At 64.6% G+C, this 22914-nt stretch carries 23 protein-coding genes; 13 read left to right on the top strand and 10 right to left on the bottom strand.

Annotation, left to right across the window (positions count from 1 at the left end):
• Positions 1-42 precede the first annotated feature (42 nt).
• From V8Z78_RS11420 to V8Z78_RS11410, 3 genes are all read right to left on the bottom strand, one after another.
• Positions 43-816 carry a class II aldolase/adducin family protein gene (locus tag V8Z78_RS11420; RefSeq protein ID WP_034351173.1) on the bottom strand — a complete coding sequence of 258 codons (774 nt, stop codon included), beginning with the start codon at positions 814-816 and terminating at the stop codon, positions 43-45.
• A gap of 256 nt (positions 817-1072) precedes the next feature.
• Complete coding sequence (locus V8Z78_RS11415) at positions 1073-2359, bottom strand: M20/M25/M40 family metallo-hydrolase (protein ID WP_349731383.1); 1287 nt, start codon at positions 2357-2359, stop codon at positions 1073-1075.
• 211 nt (positions 2360-2570) lie between these two features.
• Positions 2571-3848, bottom strand: a complete 1278-nt coding sequence (locus V8Z78_RS11410; RefSeq protein ID WP_054073418.1) for an MFS transporter — start codon at positions 3846-3848, stop codon at positions 2571-2573.
• A gap of 77 nt (positions 3849-3925) precedes the next feature.
• On the opposite strand from V8Z78_RS11410, the gene V8Z78_RS11405 reads away from it, so the two are divergent.
• The 5 genes from V8Z78_RS11405 (at position 3926) to sorU (ending at position 7750) form a co-directional block, all read left to right on the top strand.
• Positions 3926-4819 (top strand): AraC family transcriptional regulator, encoded by an 894-nt coding sequence (locus V8Z78_RS11405; RefSeq protein ID WP_314353039.1) that lies wholly within the window; start codon positions 3926-3928, stop codon positions 4817-4819.
• A gap of 100 nt (positions 4820-4919) precedes the next feature.
• Positions 4920-5480: an RNA polymerase sigma factor gene (locus V8Z78_RS11400; RefSeq protein ID WP_012836565.1), complete on the top strand. Its 561-nt coding sequence runs from the start codon at positions 4920-4922 to the stop codon at positions 5478-5480.
• On the top strand, positions 5477-6082 hold the full coding sequence (locus tag V8Z78_RS11395) for a hypothetical protein (protein WP_349731382.1): 606 nt from the start codon (positions 5477-5479) through the stop codon (positions 6080-6082). The genes V8Z78_RS11400 and V8Z78_RS11395 overlap by 4 nt, the downstream gene beginning before the upstream one ends.
• Positions 6083-6111: 29 nt before the next feature.
• Entirely contained in the window at positions 6112-7323 is a 1212-nt protein-coding gene (sorT, locus tag V8Z78_RS11390) for a SorT family sulfite dehydrogenase catalytic subunit (protein WP_003065262.1), read from the top strand.
• Between the two features lie 91 nt (positions 7324-7414).
• The gene (gene sorU / locus V8Z78_RS11385; protein ID WP_034362057.1) at positions 7415-7750 is read left to right on the top strand and encodes a SorU family sulfite dehydrogenase c-type cytochrome subunit; all 336 of its coding nucleotides are present in this window, start codon (positions 7415-7417) and stop codon (positions 7748-7750) included.
• 6 nt (positions 7751-7756) lie between these two features.
• Here the strand turns inward: sorU and V8Z78_RS11380 are convergent, their stop codons facing one another.
• The gene (locus V8Z78_RS11380; protein WP_057094208.1) at positions 7757-8509 is read right to left on the bottom strand and encodes a class I SAM-dependent methyltransferase; all 753 of its coding nucleotides are present in this window, start codon (positions 8507-8509) and stop codon (positions 7757-7759) included.
• A 197-nt stretch (positions 8510-8706) separates the two neighbouring features.
• Here V8Z78_RS11380 and V8Z78_RS11375 point away from each other — a divergent pair, with 197 nt between their 5' ends.
• Positions 8707-9309 (top strand): tetratricopeptide repeat protein, encoded by a 603-nt coding sequence (locus tag V8Z78_RS11375; RefSeq protein ID WP_003065258.1) that lies wholly within the window; start codon positions 8707-8709, stop codon positions 9307-9309.
• Positions 9310-9358: 49 nt separating this feature from the next.
• Positions 9359-10186: a hypothetical protein gene (locus V8Z78_RS11370; RefSeq protein ID WP_003065256.1), complete on the top strand. Its 828-nt coding sequence runs from the start codon at positions 9359-9361 to the stop codon at positions 10184-10186.
• A gap of 87 nt (positions 10187-10273) precedes the next feature.
• Here the strand turns inward: V8Z78_RS11370 and V8Z78_RS11365 are convergent, their stop codons facing one another.
• Positions 10274-11701 (bottom strand): FAD-binding oxidoreductase, encoded by a 1428-nt coding sequence (locus V8Z78_RS11365; RefSeq protein WP_279089449.1) that lies wholly within the window; start codon positions 11699-11701, stop codon positions 10274-10276.
• Positions 11702-12000: 299 nt separating this feature from the next.
• Here V8Z78_RS11365 and V8Z78_RS11360 point away from each other — a divergent pair, with 299 nt between their 5' ends.
• Positions 12001-12999, top strand: a complete 999-nt coding sequence (locus V8Z78_RS11360) for a Bug family tripartite tricarboxylate transporter substrate binding protein (protein ID WP_012836571.1) — start codon at positions 12001-12003, stop codon at positions 12997-12999.
• A 15-nt stretch (positions 13000-13014) separates the two neighbouring features.
• A complete protein-coding gene (locus V8Z78_RS11355; RefSeq protein WP_349731381.1) occupies positions 13015-13986 on the top strand; it encodes a BMP family lipoprotein in 972 nt (323 codons plus the stop codon).
• A 24-nt stretch (positions 13987-14010) separates the two neighbouring features.
• Here the strand turns inward: V8Z78_RS11355 and V8Z78_RS11350 are convergent, their stop codons facing one another.
• Positions 14011-14379 carry an EF-hand domain-containing protein gene (locus V8Z78_RS11350; protein ID WP_179627296.1) on the bottom strand — a complete coding sequence of 123 codons (369 nt, stop codon included), beginning with the start codon at positions 14377-14379 and terminating at the stop codon, positions 14011-14013.
• 184 nt (positions 14380-14563) lie between these two features.
• Between V8Z78_RS11350 and V8Z78_RS11345 the strand changes: the two genes are divergently transcribed.
• Together V8Z78_RS11345 and V8Z78_RS11340 are read left to right on the top strand one after the other, a co-directional pair.
• A complete protein-coding gene (locus V8Z78_RS11345) occupies positions 14564-15130 on the top strand; it encodes a cob(I)yrinic acid a,c-diamide adenosyltransferase (RefSeq protein ID WP_149355367.1) in 567 nt (188 codons plus the stop codon).
• A gap of 21 nt (positions 15131-15151) precedes the next feature.
• A complete protein-coding gene (locus tag V8Z78_RS11340; protein WP_003065245.1) occupies positions 15152-16060 on the top strand; it encodes a LysR substrate-binding domain-containing protein in 909 nt (302 codons plus the stop codon).
• Between the two features lie 12 nt (positions 16061-16072).
• Here the strand turns inward: V8Z78_RS11340 and V8Z78_RS11335 are convergent, their stop codons facing one another.
• Positions 16073-17296, bottom strand: coding sequence for a D-amino acid dehydrogenase (locus tag V8Z78_RS11335; protein ID WP_349731398.1), 1224 nt, complete (start codon positions 17294-17296; stop codon positions 16073-16075).
• 280 nt (positions 17297-17576) lie between these two features.
• Here V8Z78_RS11335 and V8Z78_RS11330 point away from each other — a divergent pair, with 280 nt between their 5' ends.
• Both V8Z78_RS11330 and V8Z78_RS11325 read left to right on the top strand, forming a co-directional pair.
• Positions 17577-18458: an amino acid ABC transporter substrate-binding protein gene (locus V8Z78_RS11330; RefSeq protein WP_003065241.1), complete on the top strand. Its 882-nt coding sequence runs from the start codon at positions 17577-17579 to the stop codon at positions 18456-18458.
• A gap of 1 nt (position 18459) precedes the next feature.
• A complete protein-coding gene (locus V8Z78_RS11325) occupies positions 18460-19188 on the top strand; it encodes an aspartate/glutamate racemase family protein (RefSeq protein ID WP_003065239.1) in 729 nt (242 codons plus the stop codon).
• 140 nt (positions 19189-19328) lie between these two features.
• Here the strand turns inward: V8Z78_RS11325 and V8Z78_RS11320 are convergent, their stop codons facing one another.
• The 3 genes from V8Z78_RS11320 to boxB form a co-directional block, all read right to left on the bottom strand.
• Positions 19329-19931, bottom strand: coding sequence for an HD domain-containing protein (locus V8Z78_RS11320; RefSeq protein ID WP_034351213.1), 603 nt, complete (start codon positions 19929-19931; stop codon positions 19329-19331).
• Positions 19932-20069: 138 nt separating this feature from the next.
• The gene (gene boxA, locus V8Z78_RS11315) at positions 20070-21371 is read right to left on the bottom strand and encodes a benzoyl-CoA 2,3-epoxidase subunit BoxA (RefSeq protein WP_057094218.1); all 1302 of its coding nucleotides are present in this window, start codon (positions 21369-21371) and stop codon (positions 20070-20072) included.
• A gap of 108 nt (positions 21372-21479) precedes the next feature.
• The gene (gene boxB / locus V8Z78_RS11310; protein WP_046461743.1) at positions 21480-22904 is read right to left on the bottom strand and encodes a benzoyl-CoA 2,3-epoxidase subunit BoxB; all 1425 of its coding nucleotides are present in this window, start codon (positions 22902-22904) and stop codon (positions 21480-21482) included.
• Positions 22905-22914: the final 10 nt, after the last annotated feature.

The raw sequence follows: 22914 nt of genomic DNA, 5'->3' as shown, positions 1-22914 counted from the left end.
GAGCATCCTCGGGATGCTCTTTTTTTTGTGCGCGCGCAGCGTTCAGCTGCGGTAGCCGGGGTCGATTCTGTCGAGCTTGCGCAGCAGAGCGGGCCAGGCAAACTGGCCGCCCATGCCGCCGGTCTGTACCTTCATGGCATGGGCGATGCCCTGCAGAATCTGCGGATCGACCTCGGTGAGTTCGGCGCCGCCGGACTGGGCAGAGATCTGGATCTGACAGGCGGACTCGAAGACGTACATGGACAGAAAGGCATCGGCAATCGTGGGGCCGCAGGTCAGCAGACCGTGGTTGCGCAGCATGAGGAAGTTGGCCTCGCCCATGTCGGCCAGCAGGCGCGGCTTCTCGTCCTCGCGAAAGGCCACGCCTTCGTAGACGTGATAGGCCAGGGACCCCAGGACAAACGTGCTTTGCTGGCTGATGGGCAGCAGACCTTGCTTCTGGGCCGCAACGGCCACGCCGGCACGCGTGTGGGTATGGATCACGCATTGCGCATCGGCGCGGGCCTCGTGCACGGCGCTGTGGATGACGAAGCCGGCCGGATTCACGGGGAAGGGCGAGTCCATGAGCTTGTTGCAGCCCAGGTCCACCTTGATCAACGAGGAGGCCGTGATCTCGTCAAACATCAGCCCGTAGGGGTTGATGAGAAAGTGATGTCCGGGGCCCGGCAGCCGCGCGCTGATGTGGGTAAAGACCAGATCGCTCCAGCCGTACAGCGCCACCAACCGGTAGCAGGCGGCCAGATCCACGCGCAGCTGCCATTCCTCGGGGCTGACCAGATGCTGCACGCTGGGGATGTTCAAGGGCTCTTGGCTCACGGGCGACTCTCCTTCATCGTTGATTCGATGAATGTAGAGACTCGTGCGCCGGCGGTCTGTTGGCTAGGCGACAGAACCCTGGAAACGCGGGCAAGGCCGGTTCGGATCAGGCGCGCTGGCAACGCCCGAGGCAGGTGTTGGCGCGAGTCCGGAAAATAAAAAAAACAGGAGCTTGCAGCGCAAGCTCCTGTTGATTTTCAGATCGCTTCTTTACGTAAACCGAAGCAGATCAGGCGCAAGCAGCTATCAAAAGCGCTTACTTGATCTGGCCGCGCGACAGGTCCTGGATCATGCGGGCAGCCAGATACAGGCGCGGTACGATGGTGTTGATCTGCACGTATTCGGCATCGTTGGAATGCGCGCCATAGCCCGACAGGCCGAAGCCCTCGATCACGCCGCCCTTGGCCTTGAGGGCCGCAAAAGCCGCATCCGTGCCGCCGCCCGTGGCCTTGTCCATGACCTTCATGGGCAGCTTCAGCTCCTGCTCATAAATGCCCTGGGCATGGGCGGCCAGCTTGCGTGCCGTGGCATTGGCCTCCAGCGGCGGGCGGCGCACTTCGAATTTCAGCTCCACCTTGCTGGCGGGGAGCAGCTTGTTGCCGATCTTGTCCTGCATGGCTTTTTCCAGCGCCGTGAAGTCGGCCACGCGCAGTGCGCGGGCATCGGCCTGGGCCGTGGCTTCGGCGGGCACCACATTGCGGTTGGTGCCGGCCTTGGACACCGTCCAGTTGAGCTTGAGGCCGTCCTGGGGCTGGGACAGATCCTTCATCTGCAGCAACTGATGCGAGAGCTCGTACAGCGCATTCACGCCGTCTTCGGGCTTGGCGCCCGCATGAGATGCCTTGCCCGTGACCTTGAGGTAGGCGGCGCCGATGCCGCTGGTGGCCAGGCGCAGGCTGCCGTCGGTGCCGCCGCCTTCAAAGCTGAACACGGCGTCCTGTTCGGCCCCCAGGCGGGTGATGGTGCTGCGTGCTCCGGGCGAGCTGATTTCCTCGTCGCCGTTGATCAGCACCGTGAGCGTACCGTAGTCCTCGATGCCCAGCTTCTTGAGCAGGGGCACGATATGCATGATCAGGGCCACGCCCTGCTTGTCGTCGGCAATGCCAAGGCCATAGGCCTTGTCGCCGTCGATGCGAAAGGGCTGGTCCTTGATCATGCCGGGCAGATAGACGGTGTCCATATGCGCAATCAGCATGATGCGGCTGCTGCCCTTGCCCTTGAATTCGGCATGCACCATGGGGCCGACTTTCTCGGGCGTGTCATCGAGGCGGTAGATGTCGCTGGGCTCGATCACCTCGACCTTGCCGCCCTGCGCGCGCAGCTTGCCGGCGATGTACTCGGCGATCTTCTTCACGCCCGCCACATCCTTGCTGCCGGACTCGATATGCACCAGATCACGCAGCGTATCCAGATAGGGCTGCTGCTCCTTTTTCGCATGCTCCAGCCATTCGGCCTGAGGGGCAGCCTGGGCAGAGCCGAAGGCCAGCACCAGGGCCAGGGGCAGGGTGCGCAGCAAAGGGGCAGAGGGCGTGTTCCAACGCATAGAAATTCTCCTTGGGGGGCGGGCCGCTCCCGGATAGGGCCGCGGCAGGAAAGCGGCGTGATGCGCCGCTGAGGGAATTCAGCTTAGCAGCCGTGTTTGCGGCCTCAGGGCTGCCGGCCTAGGGATAAATACCAGGGTAACTTGATCTCTCGCGCCGACAAAAAAACCCTGCAGCTTGCGCGGGCAGGGCTTGGTGGGTTGCGCCGTTTGCTCAGGCCGCCGCCAGATGGGATTTGGTCTTTTTGCTCACTCCGTCGCCGACGATGACGGCCGAGACCACAGACAGTACAAGCGCAATCGCCGAGCCGTAGAACACGGCGTTGGTCATCTGGTGGTCCAGCATGTAGCCGAAGACCGGCGCCGCCAGGCAGAAGCCCAGATCCAGGCCCGAATACACCGTGCCGTAGACGCGGCCCGTGGCGCCGGGGGGCGCTGCGCGCTTGATCAGCATGTCGCGCGAGGGGCCGGCCAAGCCCGTGCCCAGACCGGCGACTGAGGCCACGACCACCGCCGCCATGCCGGGCAGCCAGCCCGTTCCGACGACAAACAGCAACAGGCCCGAGCCCAGCATGCAGATGGAGATCACCTTCTCCAGCCGCTGCACGCGGCCGACCAGAAAGCCGCCCACGACCATGCCGGCAGCGCCGCACAGCATATAGCCGGTGACGATCAGCGCCGTCACGGAAAGCGGCAGGCCGTACATGGATTGCAGGGCCGGGCTGGCAAAGCTCTGGATGGCACTGAGCGCGCAGGTGCTCCAGAAAAAGAAGGAAAAGCACAGCCACACCGATGGCAGCTTCATGAAGGCCATGGGGTGTTCCTGAGGTGCGGCAATGGCTCCGGCAGCGGGCTTGGCGGCAGCTCCGGCGGATTCGGCGCGATCATCGAGCGCGTCGCGGTTGAAGACCATGATGGCCAGCACCACGGCTGCGCAGAGGGCTCCGCCCAGGCAGGCCAGGCGCCAGGAGCCCGTGGCCGTGGTGATGCCCGCCATGAACAGCGGCGCCAGCGCCCAGCCTAGGTTGCCGGACAGGCCATGCACCGAGAACGCATGGCCTATGCGCTGCTGCGACACGCGCTTGTTGAGGATGGTGAAGTCCACGGGGTGGAAGGGCGCATTGCCCAGGCCCGCAAAAAAGGAGGCTGCCAGCAGCATGCTGTAGCCTTGGGCCGTGCTGGCAATCAGGCCTGCCACCACAAAGCTGCCGAGGGCGGCAAACAGAATCGGGCGTGCGCCAAAGCGGTCCACCGCAAAGCCGGCCAGTGCCTGGCCGGTGCCGGAAACAATGAAGAACAGCGAGACCATGACGCTGAGCTCGGCATAGCTGTAGCCGAAGTCCTTGATCAGCCAGGGAAACAACGGCGGCAGCAGCAGATGGAAGAAATGCGACGAGCCATGGGCCAGACCGATGAGGCTGATGGTGCGCGCGTCACTGCGCAGTGTCTCTGGCGCCTGGTTTTGAGGTGTTGTGGAGGCAGGGCGGTTCATATGTCGCATCTTAGGCAGACTGCTCGCGTCTTGTATGCGATAGTCTGCCAATTGCTATCGCAAGCCAGCCAACCATCATGTCCAGCCTCCACGACCCCGAGCCCCTGCGCGCAGGCAAGGCCAGCGCCTATGTGGAGACGCTGACACCCCATCTCTACATACCCACGGCACAGCGTCCGGTGCGGGCCAAATGTCGCTGGCTGGAGGCCGACACCCAGGTCAAGCCGCACCGTCATCCCTGGGGGCAACTGGCCATCTCCACCACGGGCACCATACGCCTGACAGTAGCGCAGGGCACCTATATCGTGCCGCCCTCGCGCGTGCTGTGGGTGCCGCCGGGCATGGAGCATGCCGTGACCATGGTGGAAAGCGCCGATCTGCGCACCTTGTACTTCTATCAGACCCAGGGGCGTTGCGGCCCCGATGTGGCCCCCGGCGAAGAGGCGGCCTGGCGCCAGTGCCGGGTGCTCAATGCCTCGGATCTGCTGCGCGCCGTGGTGCGCGAGCTGCCTACGCTGCCCGATGACAGCCAGCAGCTGTGCGAGCAGGACAGGGCACGCGAGCACCATCTGAGCCAGCTGCTGCTCGACGAGCTGCGCCGTGCCAGTGCCGTGCAGCTGGGCGTGAACCTGCCCCAGGACAAGCGCTTGCGCCAGCTCTGCGAGGCCGTGTTGGCCGATCCCACGCGCAACGAAACGCTGGAGGACTGGGCGCGCGATACCGGGGCCAGTCCGCGCACGGTGGCGCGACTGTTTCGCCAGCAACTGGAATGCAGTTTTACCCAGTGGCGCCAGCAGGTGGTGCTGGCCCATGCCGTCAGCCTGGCAGCGCGCAACTGGCCGATTCAGCGCATTGCGGCCGAGCTGGACTACAGTCCCAGCGCCTTCAGCGCCATGGTGCGCCGCACGGTGGGTATGCCGCCTGCACAGTTCTTTGGCATGCACACCAAAGTCATGGCCACCAGCGATTGATTGAAAAGGGCTGCAAGCCTTATCTCTATTTTCCGGGTGGCTCCAGAAAATATTTGCAGCGGCATGGAATGAAAGCAGCAAACCTGCGCTCTTTAGCACCATGATCTTCTCCGCCGAGTCGCGCTACAACCAGTGGGTGCGCGAGCACTACCGCTTTTTGCTGCGCAGCGCCTGGGCGCTGACGGGCTCTCGCGCCACGGCCGAGGATGTGGTGCAGGATTGCTTCACCAGCGCCTGGCGCTTTCGCCACCAGCTGCGCGACCAGAGCATGGCCAGGGCCTGGCTGTTCCAGATCATGCGCCGCCATGCCTTCAGGCACTTCGATCCTGTGCAATCGCAGACCGAGTCTCTGGATGAAGCCTGCGAGCAGGGCGTGAATCATCACGATGCACTCGATGCGCAGCTGGACGTGGTCAAGGCGCTGAGCCGCATTGCCCCCATCCATCGTGAAGTGCTGGTGCTTTACTACTTTGACGACATGCCCACGGCCCAGATGGCCGAGGCGCTGGATATTGCACCGGGCACCGTGCTCTCTCGCCTGGCGCGGGCACGTGAAGCGCTCAAGACGGCACTGCAGGAGCCTGCGCGCCATCCCGCCGGGGCCGCCACTGAATCTTCCGCAGCTGCCAGCGTGATACCGCTGAGAAAGCGCGCACCATGAAACACCAAGACCGCCCCGAAGACACCGATTTCGACCTGCGTGCCCGTGCCGAGCTGGCGCTGGCTTTCGAGCCCGGCGAGCCGCCGGCCTATTTGCTGCGTCACACGCCATGGCATGCCCGTCGTGGCCTGCAGGCGCTGTGTGCCGCAGTGATCGTCGGCAGCGTCGCTGCGGGCAGCGTGCTGAGCCTGCGCCCGCCGCAGATGGTGCGCTCGGCCATCGAGCATGAGTATTACGAGCGCACGCTGCGTGGTCAGTTCATCCCGGAGGCCGAGATTGCCAGGCATATGGACTGGCCTGTCGATCAGAAGCTGCCTGGTTATACCCAGCTCATGCGGCCCTGCGACATCGACGGCAGTCGCGCCTATCACCTGACCACTTTCTTTGAAAAAGGCGGCATCGTTACCGTGCTGGCTTTCGAGCAGCCCCAGCGGATGGCCGACGGCCAGGGCTGGTGGGCCAACAGCTACTGGAAGGTGGTGCGTTCGAGAGAAGGCCGCCCGCTGGTGCTGATCGCACAGAAGAAACAGGCTCTGGCCGTGGCATCGCGCGCTCTGGGGCCCCTGAGAAAGTCGATGGCTGAACCGGATTTTTCGCTCTGATCATTCACCAAAATTACCGAGGAGACCCCATGCAACAACCCACCTCTCTGCCACGTCGCCGCCTGCTCGCCGGTAGCGCCAGCGCGCTGGCTGCAGCCGGTCTGGCAAGCTTCCAGAGCCAGGCCATGGCACAGGCCGCTGCACCCGCAGCCAAGCCTCTACCTGGCTATGCCGGCTTCAAGAATGCCGATGCCGTGATCGTGCACAGCTCCACCACCATCGAGACTAAGCGCAGCGCGTTTGGCTCCAGCGTGGTCACGCCCACCAACCAGCTCTATGTGCGCAACAACCTGCCCACGCCTTCCGAGTCCATCGTGGCCGATCGCGATGCATGGGCGGTGCAGATTGATGGCGTGAAGAAGCCCGCCAAGCTGACCGTTGGCGAGCTCAAGAAGCTGGGCCTGGAAACGGTGACCATGGTGCTGCAATGCTCTGGCAATGGCCGCGCCTTCTTCCCCACCAAGCCCAGCGGTACGCAATGGACCGTAGGCGCTGCAGGCTGCGTGGTCTGGAGCGGCGTGCCAGTGCGCGAGGTGGTCAAGGCCCTGGGCGGCGTGGCCGACGGCATGGTCTACATGACGGGAACGGGCGGAGAGGTGCTGCCTGCAGGACTGGACCCCAAGAGCGTGCTGGTGGAGCGTTCCGTGCCTCTGTCGGCCATGGAGGACGCGCTGCTGGCCTGGGAGATGAACGGCGAGCCCGTGCCTCTGGCCCATGGCGGCCCGCTGCGCCTGATCGTGCCCGGCTACACCGGCGTGAACAACATCAAGTACATCAAGCAGCTGGCCTTTACCGTCAAGGAAAGCGAAGCGCACATCATGTCGCACGGCTACCGCATCTCGCCCCCCGGCAGCAAGGGCGACCCCAGCCAGCCTTCGGTGCAGGAAATGAGCGTCAAGTCCTGGATCAACAGCCCCATCCCCGAGGACGGCAATCAGGCCTCCGGCCTGGTGCAGATTCAGGGCGTTGCCTTCGGCGGCATGAACGCCGTCAAGGGGGTGGAAGTCTCCATCGACGGCGGCAAGACCTGGAAGCAGGCGCGCCTGATTGGCCCCGATATGGGCAAGTATGCCTGGCGCCAGTTCGTGCTGCAGGCACAGCTGCCCAAGGGTACCTACACCCTGGCCAGCCGCGCTACCGACGTCAAGGGCAATGTGCAGCCCGAAACGCGCGGTGAAAACCAGAGCGGCTACAACAACACCAGTTGGGCCGACCACGCCGTCACTGTCACCGTGGCCTGAGCGCCGCACTCGCTACCCATGCCGGGTGCCGAAGAAGGGGCGCCGGGCGATGGGTATCAAAACCCCGATGTATCGCATTTCACCAAGAACAATGATGAAGACAAAACCCACCCTCGCCGCCCTCTTGCTGACCGTCCTGGCGGGTACTGCTGCCCACGCCGATCAGGCTGCCCAGATGGCGCGCGGCAAAGAGCTGTTCACCACTGCTGCAGTCCCTGCCTGCGCGGTGTGCCATACCCTCAAGGACGCTGGTGCGGAAGGTGCCATAGGCCCGGTGCTGGACGAGTTGCAGCCCGATGCGGCCCGCGTGGCACGTGCTCTGAAGGACGGCATCGGCTCCATGCCCTCCTTCAAGGCCACAATGAGCGAAGCCGATATCGCTGCCGTTTCTCTCTACGTGAGCAAGGCCAGCGGCGGAGCCAAATAAAGCGCCTCAGCTGCGTTCTGCGCCATCCAGCGGCATGGCGTAGATCCATACCTTGTGGCGGCTATTGCCTTGCAGGCATGCCGTCGCTTCCACACCAGGCAGTTGGAAATCCAGGCTCACCAGCCAGCTGCCGGGCTGCATCTCGGTGGCAGCCTTGACAGCGGCGCGGCCCATGCTTTCGGGCCGCTGGAACAGATAGACCAGCTGATAGCCGCTCCAGTCGGCCAGCCAGATATCGCCACGCCGCACGCGTGCCCAGGGGCAGCGCACGGCGCTGGCAATCGCCAGTGGCCAGCTCCATTCCAGACCATTGAGGCGGGCCTGCGGCAGCGCACTGCGCAGTGCGCGCAAGCCATCGCCCATGCCGCAGCCGGCATCCAGCACCAGCGCCTGCCCCGGCAACTGCACGACCTCTGCCAGTCCTTTGAGCGCATTGGACGGCGTTGGAAAGACGGGGGCATCACGCCAGGCATTGAGCGGGTAGATCAGCAGCAGCAAGGCCAGAGGCAGCAGCCAGCCCCAGGCGGGCAACTGGCTGGCGCTGAGCACCAGAAACGACAGCGGAAACCCGGCCGCAATGATGAGCCTGCGCCACCAGTTGGGCCCGCAGAGACTGGCCGCCGTGCTGAAGCTGCCGGCGACCAGCAAGGCCAGCCACCAGGGCAGCAGGCGCGCCAGACCCGCAAAGATCACCCAGGCCAGCAGCCAGACGAGCAATGCAGGCAGAGGCCATGTCGAAGCAAGCCATTTTTTTGTCATGAGTTTTGAAATGTATCCGTCATACATAGGCGCCAAGACACCGCAATGCAGACAAGGCCTTGTCGGAGTTTTGCATTTTGTGCGGGATACCCCTCTTTGGTGGGGTATGCGTGTTGTCAACTCGTCGTAAAAATTACTGATTTTTGCTTATGTATACTTTTCGGCTTTCAGCGGCTGAGAATTCAGAGGAGACATCCATGCGCCTGCTCGCCCCCACCTTTTCATTGGCGGCTCTTGCATTGACAGCATGCGCGGTACAGACACCGCAGGAGCAGTTGGCACCTGCTTCGCCCACCGTGCGCCTGTGCGAAGGCAATAACTGTTCCGAGCTGCCGCGCAATGTCGCGACTTTCCGTGGCGAGCCCGTCAATCCCGAGGCGGAGCGCCGCCTGGCGGCACTGGTGCAAAAAGCCGAGGCCGATCCTCGCGCAGCCTATGACCTGGGGCTGCGCTATCTGCGCGGCGATGGCGTGGAGCGCAACAGCTATCAGGCCATCGAGTGGATGCGCAAGGCCGGCGATGCCGGTAACGGTCAGGCCCAGTTTGCATTGGGCCGTCTGTATCTGCTGGGCTTTGAAGAAATGGGCCCGGACCCCGCCGAAGCCGAGGCCTGGCTGTCGCGTGCTGCCGCCAAGGGCTTCAAGGAAGCCAAGCGCCTGCTGCCCCAGGCGCAAGCCGCCAAACAGAATGCTCATGCACGCTATCAGGCCATCGAGGATGAGCGCAAGTCCTGGAACGGCTGGTATGTGGGCGCGCCCTACTACATGGTGTGGGGCTCGTCGGGTTGGTATTACCGCTGAGGCGCTGTGAGCGCTGCAGCATTTTCTATTTTTTTGAAAGCATCACACTATGTCCAAGAAGACAACGCTGCGTCTGGCAGCCATCGCATCGGCCCTGGCACTGGGCGGTTGCGTGACCCCCGGCGGCGGCACCATTTCCACGGGGACGGCTCCCACTGCTGCCACTGGCGCGGCGGGCGGCGCAACCAGCGTGAATGCGAACTCTACGCTCGAGCGTTGCGATGCCCCTCTGGGTACGCTGGCCGTGGACGACGGTCGCGGCAAGGAATGGTATGCCAGCTTTGGCGCCGCCACCAAGATCACGACCATCGAGCCCCTGATCCGTCTGGCCGTGCAGCAGTCCAACTGCTTTGTGATCACCTCCATCGGCAACAACCGTACCGAAAGCAAGATGTCGGCGATCACCGACAAGCAGCGCAATTCCGGTGAATTCCGCGCCGGCTCCAAGCAGCAAAAGGGCCAGCGCGTGGCAGCCGACTACTACATGGAGCCTTCCATCATCATCGACAACGATGCAACCGGTCAGCTGGCAGCGGGCGTGGGCGGTCTGTTCGGCAATGTGGGTACGCTGATCGGCGGCGCCATGCAGAGCAAGGCTTCGGTGGTGACGCTGAGCATGTTCGACATCCGCTCGGGCGTGCAGATCTCCATCTCCGAAGGCAACTCCACAGCCACCAACTTCGGCGCAGCCATGGGCGCGTTCGGCGGTGGTGTGGGTGGTGGTCTGGGCGGCTTCTCGCGCTCACCCGAAGGCAAGGCCACGGTGGCCGCCTTCATGGATGCCTACAACAACATGGTGATCTCGCTGCGCAACTACAAGGCACAGGAAGTCAAGGGCGGCCTGGGTCGTGGCGGTCAGCTCAAGGTCGGCAAGTAAAGCTCCGATCCGAAAACAGAAAGGGCCTGCAACTGCAGGCCCTTTTTTCATGGTTTGTGCGTCTTCAGCAAGTGCCGCGAGCGCTGCTTACTGCAGCTGAAAGATCTTGCCCGGGTTCAGGATATTCTTGGGGTCAAGAGCCTGCTTGATGGCGCGCATCATCTGCACCGCACCGGCTCCCGCCTCTTCGAGCAAAAAGCCCTGCTTGTGGATGCCGATGCCGTGCTCGCCCGTGCAGGTGCCGCCCAGCGCAATCGCGCGAGCCACCAGCGTGTGGTTGAGTTGCTCGGCCTGCTGGCGCTGGGCGTCGTTGTCGGGGTCGATCAGATAGCCGAAGTGGAAGTTGCCGTCGCCCACGTGGCCGACCAGGAAGTAGGGGATGCCGCTGGCATCGGCCTCGGTCACGCACTCCAGCAGCGCATCGGCCAGGCGGCTGATGGGCACGCAGGCATCGGTGGTGATGCAGCGGCATCCGGGCACGCTGGAGACGGCTGCGAAATAGGCGTTGTGGCGCGCGGTGAACAAGCGCGTACGGTCTTCGGGGCGCTCGGCCCATTCAAAGGCATTGCCGCCGAATTCATGGGCAATGTCCTGAACCATCTCGGCCTGCTCCTTCACGCCCGTGGGCGAGCCGTGGAACTCCATCAGCAGCATGGGCTCCTCACGCAGGGACAGCTTGCTGTAGGCATTGACCATGCGCACGGAGTTCACATCGACCAGTTCCACGCGGGCGATGGGAATGCCCATCTGAATGGTCTGGATCACCGTGTGTACGGCGTTCTCGATGCTGGAAAAAGAGCAGATGGCTGCGCTCACCGCTTCGGGCAGCGGATAGATGCGCAGCGTGATCTCGGTGAAGATGCCCAGCGTGCCTTCGCTGCCCACCAGCAGGCGGGTCAGGTCGTAGCCGGCGGCGCTCTTCTTGGCGCGGTTGCCTGTGCGCATCACTTCGCCGCTGGCTGTCACTACTTCCAGGGCCAGCACGTTCTCGCGCATGGTGCCGTAGCGCACGGCATTGGTGCCGCTGGCGCGGGTCGAGGTCATGCCGCCAATCGAAGCGTCGGCACCGGGGTCGATGGGAAAGAAGAAGCCGGTGTCCTTGATGGCCTCGTTCAACGCCTTGCGCGTGATGCCGGGTTGCACGGTGATGGTCAGGTCTTCGGTGTTGACCGAGAGCACGCGACTCATGCGGCTGACGTCGATGGTGATGCCGCCTTGCACGGCCAGAAGATGACCTTCCAGCGACGATCCGGCGCCATAGGCAATCACGGGCACGCCGTACTGGTCGCAGAGCTTGACGGCATCCTGCACGTCCTGGGTGGATTCGGCAAACACCACGGCTGCCGGAGGGGGCGCGGAAATCGCGCCTTCGTCGCGGCCATGCTGCTCGCGCACGGCCAAGGCCGTGGAGCACTGGCCGCCGAAACGTGTTTGCAGAGCCTGCAGAAATTCTTCGGGGATGGGGCGCTGCACGAAATCGGGCTGCAGCGAGGTATGGGCAACAGGTGCGTTCATCGGGGTCTCCAGAGGAGAAAAAGAATACCACCTGGCCCGGTCCGGGCGTGTACGTATTGGGTACTAGGCCATGCCGCTCAAGGTCGCGATCGCTATGCATGGCGCATGCCCATTGGAGCTGGCAGAGATCGCGGTTTCGTCGTGGCGCAGCCGTCTGGTGCGGGCACATAGATAAGTTCCGCCCTAGCTAATGAGAAATCAGTGTTTAGGGTTTGTGCCGGGTGTGCCTATATTGGCAAGCCTCATGGCGTGCGCTGCAGAGCTCGCTTCAAACCAAAAGCAGTTCGGAGGGCAGAGCTATGCGCGATACGGGTCGCAGATCATTCATACAAGGGCTGGCCGGGGTGTCGGCCGCAGGCATGCTGGGCGCGGCATGGCATGTGCGTGCGGCGCAGACCCAGGCCTGGCCGGCGCGGCCCATCAAACTGGTCGTGACCTTTCCGCCCGGCGGCTCCAGCGATATCGTGGCGCGGGTGCTGGCTCCCGCGCTGGCCGAGAAGCTGGGCCAGAGCGTGGTCATAGACAACAAGCCCGGCGCGGGCTCGTCGATTGGCGCGCAGATCGTGGCGCACAGCGCCAACGACGGCTACACGCTGCTGGTATCGAATTCGGCGGCGCTGTCGATAGCACCATCGCTGTTGCAAAGCCCTGGTTACGACCCCTTGCGCAGCTTCGAACACTTGGCCTATATCGGCGCCGTGCCTACGGTGTTTGCCGTGCATCCCTCGGTGCCCGCCAACAGCCTGAGCGAGCTGGTGAGCTGGATCAAGGAGCAGCCTGCCCCCGTGGCCTTTGGCAGCGGCGGCGCTGCCTCGGTGGGGCATCTGGTGGGCGAGCAGTTTGCGCAGACGCTCAAGCTGTCCATGGAGCATGTGCCTTACCGCGGCGCCGGCCCCATGCGTGCGGATCTGCTCAGCGGCCATATCAAGCTGGCCATCGATGCGCTGCCGCAGAACATCGCGCTGCACAAGCAGGGCCGGCTCAAGCTGCTGGCACTGACATCGCCACGCCGCGTAGCCCAGGCACCGGCGGTGCCCAGCGTGGCCGAGCTGGGGCTGGCGCAGCTGGTTTCCGAAAACTTCGTCGGCATTTCGGCTCCCGCCGGCTTGCCCAGGGCGCTGGCCGAAAGAATCGCCAGCGCGGTGCGACAGATCAGCGCGCGTCCCGAGTTTGCACAGACGCTCGAAGCCCAGGGATTCGTGACCCGGGATATGGAATCCAAGGCCTTCACCCAGCTGATTGCGGACCAGCATCTGGCCTGGGGAGATATCGCGAAAAAGACAGGTGCAAAACTTTAAGCAGAAGAGACAACGATGAGCAGCGAGAAACTGTATTCACCCCGTAAGCCACGCTATGCCGTGGTGCTGTTTGGCCCCGAAGGGCAGGGCAGTTTCAACGAGTCGGGACTGCGCGGAGCCCACAAGGCAAGAGATGCCGGCCACGAGGTCGATGTGCTCTGGGTGGCCGGCCAGTCGGCGCAGCAGCGCGCCGCCGAAATGTCCGCATTGTGCGGCGGCCGCTATGCGCTGATTCTTGCGCATGGCGGTCAGGGTGACGGTCCGGTGCAGATCCTGGCCGAGCTCTGGCCCGAGCAGGCCTTTGCGGTCACGCAAGGCAGCTGGGCGGCAGCCAATGTGGCGCGTTACGAGGTGCTGCAGGAGCAATCGGCATTCCTCGCCGGCGTGCTGGCCAGCCAGTGGAGCAAGACGGGCAAGGTGGGGCATTTCTCAGGCGAGAAGGTGCCGCCGGGTCTGCGTGGCCGCGCGGCCTATGCGGACGGTCTCAGGCACGCCGGTTTTGAGGGGCAACTCGTCACCCAGTTCTGCGGTCACCAGCATCGCCCAGGCTGGGCCCGGACCTGTGTCTCGGCAATGATCGAGCAGACGGGCCTGGACATTGTGTTTGCCATGCTGGATGGCGGCCGCCCCGGCGTCACGCAGGCCTGCCGGGCGCATGGCGTGGCGCAGATCGGCAATGTGCTGAACTGGGTGGAACGTGACCCCGAGGTGTTTGTGGCCTCGGCGATCTGCGATTCTGGCGAGGCCTTGTTTCGCGCCGTCGAGGACCATGCCCGGGGTCTGCTGCCGCTGGGTGGCAATCGTGCCTTTGGCCTCGAGGAGCCGAGCCTGGTGCGGCTGGAAATGGGAGGGCGGGTGAGTGTTGCGCAGCGCAGCCTGGTCGAAGACTGGGCGCAGCGCCTGCTGCGCCGCGAGTTCGAGATTCACCTGGACTATGCCGGGGCCGAGTTTGCCTTGCCGCAGGAGGAGCTCGGCGCTGCGGCGTGATCAGGAAAGCGCCGCGGCAAGGCCTCAGTACTGCTGAGCACCCTTGTCGAATTCGGCGCGTGACAGCTGGCCGTTGCGGTCGCTGTCGATCTCTTCAAAGCGCTGGGAGATGACAGGCAGCTGGCGTGCTTCCTGCGCACTGAGCTGACCGTCGCGATTGGCGTCGGCACGCTCGAAGGCCGCTTGCACGCTGTTCTTGGCGGTGGGGGCCTGCTGCACGCCGGTGGCCGCGCCCGATTGCACGATGCGCGCCGGCTCCTTGTTCTCGCCGGCATTGCCGCCTCCGGTTTGCGCAAAAGCCATGCCCCCGCCGAGGGTGAGTGCGGAGAACAGCACCACGCTGACGACTTCGAATGACGAGACCTTGCAATTGAGCAGATTCTTCTTGTTCATGAATGGCATTCCTTCTCTATGCGATAACAGGAGTGCATTGCACCCTGTGAGGCGGCAAAGGGCCAGCACTTTTGCCTGCTGTTGCCTCAGACTACATTTGCCTGCGGGCTGTAACGCACAATGGCGGCCGTATCTGAGGGCCGCGCCGGCCCCGAAAATTCGCAGCTTTGACAAGGGATGACCCATGGGCAACCGCCTCACGCAAATCGCCACCCGCACCGGAGATGACGGAACCACCGGCCTCGGAGACAACACCCGCGTTTCCAAGAACAGCGGCCGCCCGCATGCCATGGGCGATGTGGATGAGTTGAACTCGCATATCGGCCTGCTGCTGTGCGAGCCAATGCCCCAGGATGTGCGCGACCTGCTGATCGACATCCAGCACCAGCTGTTCAACCTGGGCGGCGAGCTGTCCATGCCGGGCTATGAGCTGCTCAAGGACGATGCGCTGCTGCAGCTCGACAACGCGCTGGCCCACTACAACGCACAGTTGCCGCGCCTGCAGGAGTTCATCCTTCCGGCCGGCACGCGCGCTGCCGCGCAGGCCCATGTATGCCGCACCGTGGCGCGCCGTGCAGAACGCCAGGTGGTGGCGCTGGAGCAGGCCGAGGCCATGCGAGCTGCTCCGCGCCAGTATCTGAACCGCCTGTCCGATCTGCTGTTCGTGCTGGCCCGCGTGCTCAACCGCATCGACGGCGGCGACGATGTGTACTGGAAGAGCGAACGCCTGGCGCGCGCCCAGTCCGAGTGAGGCGGAGGCAGGAGGCCGGGCATGCGTCTGCGACATATCGAAGTCTTCAATGCCGTGATGCAGACCGGCAGCGTAAGCGCGGCCGCGCGCCTCATCAACGTCACCCAGCCAGCGGTCAGCCGCACGCTGCAGCATGCCGAGCTGCAGATGGGCTTTGCGCTGTTCCAGCGCGCGCGGGGGCGGCTGACGCCGACCAATGAGGCACTGGCCCTGTTTCCGCATATCGAGAAGCTGTTCGAGCAGCTCGACGAGGTGCAGCGCCTGGCCGCCAATCTGCGTCATGGCCAGTCGGCCGACCGGCTCAATGTGCTGACGGTATTTGCGCTCAGCCGCGAGGTGTTGCCGCGCGCCGTGGCGGGCTTCAGGCGTCGCCATCCGCAGGTCCAGGTGCACGTGCAGGCGCTGCACACGCCGCAGGTGGTGTCGGCCCTGCTGCTGCAGGAGGCCGATGTGGGCTTTGTGATCAGCTCCGTGGGTCAGCCCGCGCTGGAGCACGAGCTGCTGGCCGAAGTGGACATGTTCTGCGTCTTGCCCAAGGGACTGCTTCCGCCTTCGCGCGTGCGCGCCGAAGGCATGGAACTCAAGGACCTGGCCGATCTGCCTGTGGTCGCGCTCGATGCGCGCGACCCGCTGGGCATGCGTCTGGGCCAGGCCTGCCGCGAGCATGGCGTGGGGCTGTCGCCCGTGGTGACGGTGCAGACCTATCATGCGGCGCTGTCCATGGCCGAATACGGGCTGGGCGCGGCCATCATGGATGGCTGCACGGCCCTGGCGGCCGACCGGCGCCGAGTGCATGTGGTGCCGCTGCTGCCGCGCATCACCGTGGGAGTGAACGCGCTGAGCCTGCCCCAGCGCCCGGGCTCGGTGCTGGCGCGCGCCATGACCCAGGAAATGCGCAAGGCCCTGCAGGAGCTTCTGAGAGAGTCCTGAGCAGGCCCGCGCTCAGGCAGCGTGCATCTGCGCGACCAGCCGCTGTGCCGAGCCGAAAGCCAGCGTCAGGCCCAGCGCGCCATGCCCGGTCTGCAGCCACAGATTGCGCGGGCCGCCGCGCTGGCGGCCGGTGATGGGCAGGCCTGTGGGCGTGGCCGGGCGCATGCCGCTCCAGGGATGCAGCGAGCCCTGCAGCGGCAGCTGGGCAAAGACCTGCTGTGTGGAGCGGCGCAGGCTGTCGATGCGGGCCGGATCGATGCGTGTGTCGCGGCCGATGATCTCCACCATGCCGGCCACGCGCAGGCGCTCGCCCAGGCGTGCGAACACCACCTTGCGCGCGGTGTCGGTCACGCTCACGCGCGGCGCGGCCTGGTTGTGGACGGATGCTATGTCCACGGTGATGCTGTAGCCCTTGAGCGGATAGACGGGAATGCGCAGGCCCAGCTGGCGCGCGTGGGCCGGGCTTTCCCAGCCGCTGGCCAGCACGTAGTGCTCGGCCTGAAGCAGGCCTGCGGCGGTGCGCAGGCCGGTGACGGCGTCGCCCTGGCGCTCGAAGCCCAGCACCTCGGTGTCGTAGCGCAGCTCGGCGCCGCGCGCGGCCAGCAGCGCCGCCAACTGCTCGCACAGCTGGCGGCAGTCGGCAGCGCTTTCACTGGGGGTGTGAACGGCGCCTGCCATGCGGCCCGCGTAGCCGGCCAGCGCGGGCTCCAGGCGCACGGTGGCGGTGGCATCCACCACCTGCTGGCTGGCGCCGCCAAGGCGCGATTGCAGGGCCACCTGCCGGGCCGCGGCATCCAGGCCCTGCTGCGTGTGGTACAGCACCAGCTTGCCCGGCGTGTGCAATGCGCAGCTCAGGGACTCCTGCGCTTGCAGACGCTCGAAGGCCTGCCGGCTTTCGGCGGCCAGCCTCAGCAGCGCTTGCGTGCCGGCCATGGAGGCGCGTGCATTGCAGGCGCCCAGAAAGCGCAGTCCCCAGGCCCATTGGGCGGGGTCGGCGCGCAGGCGCAGGGCCAGCGGCGAGTCCTTTTCCAGCAGCAGCTGCGGCAGCATCTTCCAGATGCCGGGATCGGCCAGCGGCTGCACGTAGGAATAGCTGAGCTGCGCGCCGTTGCCGCCGCTGGCGCCCGCTGCCGGGCCGGGCCCGCGCTCCAGGACCGTGACGCGGCAGCCCGCGCGCTGCAGCGCATAGGCAGTGGCCAGGCCGACGATGCCGGCGCCCACGATGCAGACATGCATTGATCGTTTCTCCATGCTGCCGCACTGTAGGCCCGTACGGGGCTGCGCAGCCATGGCATTTGGCATGCAGGGTATGCACCCAGGTTATGGTCTGCCCGCGCGATGTCGATGTATGCGTGCGGCCGGGCGGCCCTCGGTTGCGGTGTTTACCCGGAGCATGGCAGTGCCTGCGCTGCCACCCATAAACCAGGGGCATGGATCAGCCCGATATTGTCATCCTCCGGAGCCTGGCGCGCTTTCTACACTGGCGGCACATCCACCACCGAAGAGGAGACACCGCATGCAACTTCACTCCACCGTGCTTTGTGCGGCACTGGGCCTGGGTTTTCTGGGCGCCGTCCATGCCGATACCCTGGCCAAGGTGCGCGATAGCGGGCGCATCACGCTGGCCTACCGCGAGTCCTCCGTGCCCTTCAGCTACCTGGACAACGGCAAGCCCATAGGCATGACCGTGGAGCTTTCGCAGACGGTGGCCGAAGCCGTGAAGAAGCAGTTGAACCTGCCCGCGCTGGAGGTGCGCTGGCAGGCCGTGACCTCGCAAAACCGCATGCCGCTGCTGGCCAACGGCACCATAGACCTGGAGTGCGGATCGACCACCAACAACACGGTGCGGGCCAAGGAGGTGGGCTTTGCCATCAACCACTTCTACACCGGCACGCGGCTGCTGGTGAAGAAGAGCTCGGGCATCCAGAGCTATGCCGATCTCAAGGGCAAGACGGCGGCCATCACCACCGGCACCACCAATCTGCAGGTGCTGCGCAAGGCCAATGCCGAGCAGGGCTGGGGCATGAACATCGTCATGGCCAAGGACCATGCCGACGGCTTTCTGCTGGTCGAGAACGACCGCGCCGCGGCCTTCGGCATGGACGACATCCTGCTCTACGGCCTGATCGCCAACGCCAAGAATCCCAGGGATTTCCACGTCGTGGCCGATGCGCTGCAGGTCGAGCCCTATGCCTGCATGCTGCGCAAGGACGACCCGCAGTTCAAGCAGCTGGTGGATGGCGTGATCGGCGACATGATGAAGTCTGGCGCCTTCGCCAGGCTCTACGACAGATGGTTCATGCAGCCCATTCCGCCCAAGAACGCGGCACTGGGTCTGCCCATGAGCGAGCAGCTGCAGCGCAACCTGCAGGAGCGCGGCGACAAGCCGGCGTTCTGAGATGCAGGCGGTCGGCATTCTCGGCGGCATGGGGCCTGCAGCGGGCGCGGATTTCGTGCGCCTGTTCGTGCAGGCCTGCACCCGGCACCTGCAGGACCAGGGCCTGCCCGTGCATGACCAGGCCTATCCCGAGCACTGGCTGGTGCAACTGCCCATGCCCGATCGCACACAGGCGCTGCGCCGCGATCCGCAGTCGCCTGAGGGCCCGGCTGCGCATCTGCTGCAGGGCGCGGGCCGGCTCGCGGCCCTGGGCGTGCGCAGCGTGGCCCTGGCCTGCAACACGGCCCATGCCTGGCATGGGCAGATACAGGCGCTTTTCCCGCAGCTGCGCGTGCTGCACATCGCGCAGCAGACGGCGCTGTACCTGAAGGCAGGCGGCGCGCGCCAGGCCCTGGTGCTGGCCACGGACGGCACCTATGACAGCGGGCTCTACGACGCAGCGCTGGCCGATTGCGGCATTGCCGCGCTGCGCCCCGGACAGGCGGGGCGAGCCCGGCTCATGCAAGGCATATACGAGGGCGTGAAACAAGGCGACATGCCGCTGGCCGTGCAATGCTTCGGCGAGGCGCTGGCACCGCTGCTGCAGCGCCATGGCGCCGTGCCCGTGATCATGGGCTGCACCGAGATTCCGCTGGCCCTGCCGCAGGCATCGCAGGCCCGTGGCGCCGAGCTGGTGGACCCGGCCTGGATACTGGCCTGCGCGCTGGCGCAGGACGCCTACGCACATTAGCGGCGAGGGAGGGCCAGAGCCCTGTAAAAAGATGAGCTGCAATCGCTTGCTGTACAACAAATAGGTATCGAATCACGGCCAGATCTGTTGATGGGTGTACGGTGTCAGCTCATCTTTTAATGGTGGTTTGCCGGCACGTGCTAGGACTTCCGGGCGTCCCGCATCTCCGAGTCCATGGCGGCCTTGTAGATGCTTTGCCGGGGCCGCTGCATCAGGCGGCGCAGCATGGGTTCGAACTCACTCAGGGGCAAGGTCTCGGCTCGGGGATCGAAGGCCGGGTTGTCATAGAGTTCGCAGAACTCGGCCGTGCGCTGGTAGTGCGGATGTTCCCGGAACTGCTCGCGCATGTCCCTGTCCAGGCCGATGTGATGGAAGAAGTAATGGCCCTGGAAGATGCCGTGATGCTGGACCATCCAGTGATTGGCCTCACTCACAAAGGGCTGGAGGATTGCTGCGGCAATGTCGGGGTGGTTGAACGAGCCCAGGGTATCGCCAATGTCGTGCAGCAGCGCGCACACCACATACTCTTCGTCACGGCCGTCGCGCAGCGCGCGCGTGGCGGTTTGCAGCGAGTGGGTGTAGCGGTCCACCGGAAAGCCACCATAGTCGCCTTCCAGCAGCTTCAGATGGGCCATCACCCGCTCGGGCAGGCCCTGGCTGAACTGTGCAAATTCGCCGCCGATCAACTGCCAGTCTTCACGCGTGCTGTCTTGCATGCGCAGAAAGTTCGCCCGTGCATTCATGCCATGTCTTTCGTGGGTTATGGTCGTTGCACTGTAGGGCGCTGGCAGGGGCTGCGCTGTCAAGGGCATGACATGCAGCCGCAGCGTTGATGCGCGAATCCTGTTTTCCGTCCACAGGATTCGCGGGGGCTCGAGGCCTCAATAGGTTTCCAGGTGCAGACGTCCTTCGCGCTTGAGTCTGGCGCCCAGTTCCTCCCAGCCCAGGCCTGCTTGCTGGGCTACGTCACGAAGGGCCAGCACGACGCCGTCCTCCATGCTTTTGAGGCCGCAGACATAGATGTGCGTGTTGTCGTCGCGCAGCAACTCCATGAGATCGGCCGAGCGCTCGCGCATGGCGTCCTGCACATAGCGCCTGGGCTGGCCGGCCACGCGCGAGAAGGCGAAGTTGATGTCGATGAAATCCTTGGGCAGGTTTTGCAGGGGGCCGAAATAGGGCAGCTCCTGAGGCGTGCGCGCACCGAAGAACAGCAGCAGTTTCCCGCTGTCGAACTTGCCGCTCTTGCGCAGGCGGCGGCGCCATTCCGTCATGGCGCGCATGGGCGCGCTGCCCGTGCCGGTGCAGATCATCACGATGTGCGAGCGCGGGTGATTGGGCATGAGAAAACTGCTGCCGAACGGGCCTATGACCTGCACCTTGTCACCCACCTGCAGATCGCAGAGATAGTTGCTGGCCACGCCGCGCACGGGCTGGCCCTGGTGATCCTCGACCACGCGTTTCACGGTCAATGCCAGATTGTTGTAGCCGGGGCGCTCGCCATTGCGGGCACTGGCAATCGAGTACTGGCGCGCCACATGGGGCTTGCCGCCGGCATCCACACCGGGCGGGACAATGCCCAGCGACTGACCTTCGAGCACCGGGAAAGGCATGGCACCGAAGTCCAGCACGATATGGTGGGTCTCGTTGTCGAAGCCGGCTTCCGTGCAGTTCAGATTGCCCACCACCGTGGCCGTTACCGGAGCCTTGGGACCATGCAGATTGGTGTAGGCATGGGCGGCAGACCAGGGCGGCGTGGTGGCGCCATAACTGGCTGCGCGAAAGACTTGCGCAGCGCCGCTTTCGGCCAGACCGGCAGCGGCTGCGATCACGGCCTGGGCCTGGCTCAGATCCTGCACATCGCCGGCATTCTCGGCCGTCTGCGCGGCGGCCAGTGCATCGGCAGAAAGCTCTTCGGGCAGGCTCTCCCAGCCCAGCTGCTCGGCCACGCTGTAGGGCTTGCTTGCCGATACCAGTCGCCAGTTGTCGATGGAGCCGGTCGGGCAGGGCGAGATGCAGTCCATGCAGCCGTTGCACTTGTCCGCCATGACCACATAGTTGTTGTCGTCATGCGTGATGGCGTCCACGGGGCAGGTCGCCTCGCAGGTATTGCAGCGAATGCAGATTTCCGGGTCGATCAGATGCTGCTTCAGGATGCCGTTTTCAATCAGCGTGATGGTGCTCATTTCGTTCTCCAAACCGTGGCAACCCAACTCAGTGACATCGAGCAAGGGCCGCCCCGCCGCGAGGATGTCGTCCCCCTTGGGGGAAGCGGCTCAGCCGCTCAGGGGGGATCAAAATTTCACATACTCGAAGTCCACGGGCTGGCGATTGATACCCATGACCGGTGGGGCAATCCAGCCGGCGAACTTGCCGGGCTCCAGGCATGGCTTCATCAGCGATGCGACAAAGCTGCGGTCGTCGTCGCTGGCCAGCCACTCGTTCTTCCTGGCCAACCATTCCTGCTCGCTCACGGGACGGCCGTCGGGGCTGATGCGCACGCCTGCCAGCGCGCCGATCTGCCGGTTGAAGGCCTTGTGCGGCACCGTCAGGCGGAAGTCGATTCCGGCCTTTTCCATCACCTTGTTCCAGCGGCCCACACCGGCATTGCTGTCCTTGATGTAGTCGTCGCGCAGCACCTCGTTCAAGGCGTTGAGCATGGGCACTTCCTTCTCCTGCAACTTGCCGTCCACCACTTCCAGCACCTTGTAGTTCTGGTCGTGCAGTCTGTGGTCGTCCTCGCGCTTTCCCTCTTCGTAACGGCCCTTGAGGCCCGAGCTGTAGAAGGTGGCGGCATTGCTCGACTGGTCGGCACCAAACAGGTCGATGGTCACGCTGTAGTGAAAGTTCAGATAGCGCTGAATCGTGGGCAGATCGATGACGCCCGCGCTGCGCAGCTTGTTCACATCGTCGGTCTTGAGTTCGTTCATGACCTGGCAGGTTCGGGCCAGCACGCGCGAGACGCCGGACTCGCCGACAAACATGTGGTGGGCCTCTTCGGTCAGCATGAATTTGGTGGTGCGCGCCAGCGGGTCGAACGCGGATTCGGCCAGCGCTGCGAGCTGGAATTTTCCGTCTCTGTCGGTGAAGTAGGTGAACATGAAGAACGCCAGCCAGTCCGGCGTTTTTTCGTTGAAGGCGCCCAGAATGCGAGGGTTGTTTTCATCGCCGCTCTGGCGCTCCAGCAGGGCCTCGGCCTCCTCGCGTCCATCGCGTCCGAAATGCTTGTGCAGCAGGTAGACCATGGCCCAGAGATGGCGGCCTTCTTCCACATTGACCTGGAACAGATTGCGCAGGTCGTACATGGACGGCGCGGTCAGGCCCAGGTGGCGCTGCTGCTCCACCGATGCGGGCTCGGTATCGCCTTGCGTGACGATGATGCGGCGCAGGTTGGCGCGGTGCTCGCCGGGTACGTCCTGCCAGGCTTTCTCGCCCTTGTGATCGCCAAAGTGAATGCTGCGTTCCTGATCCGCCGGGTTCAGGAAGATGCCCCAGCGATAGTCACGCATCTTGACGTAGCCGAACTGCGCCCAGCCCTGCGGATCCACGCTCACCGCGGTGCGCAGATAGACCTCGTGGTTGGTCGATCCTTCGGGGCCCACGTCGTCCCACCAGCGGATGAAATTAGGCTGCCAGCTCTCCAGGGCACGCTGCAACGTGCGGTCGCCGCTGAGGTCCACGTTGTTGGGAATCTTCTGGCTGTAGTCGATGCTGCTCATGGGGTGTCTC

The sequence above is a fragment of the Comamonas sp. wu1-DMT genome, from assembly GCF_040187805.1.
Taxonomy (GTDB): Bacteria; Pseudomonadota; Gammaproteobacteria; order Burkholderiales; family Burkholderiaceae_C; genus Comamonas; species Comamonas thiooxydans.
This window is presented reverse-complemented; position numbering and strand designations above follow the sequence as displayed.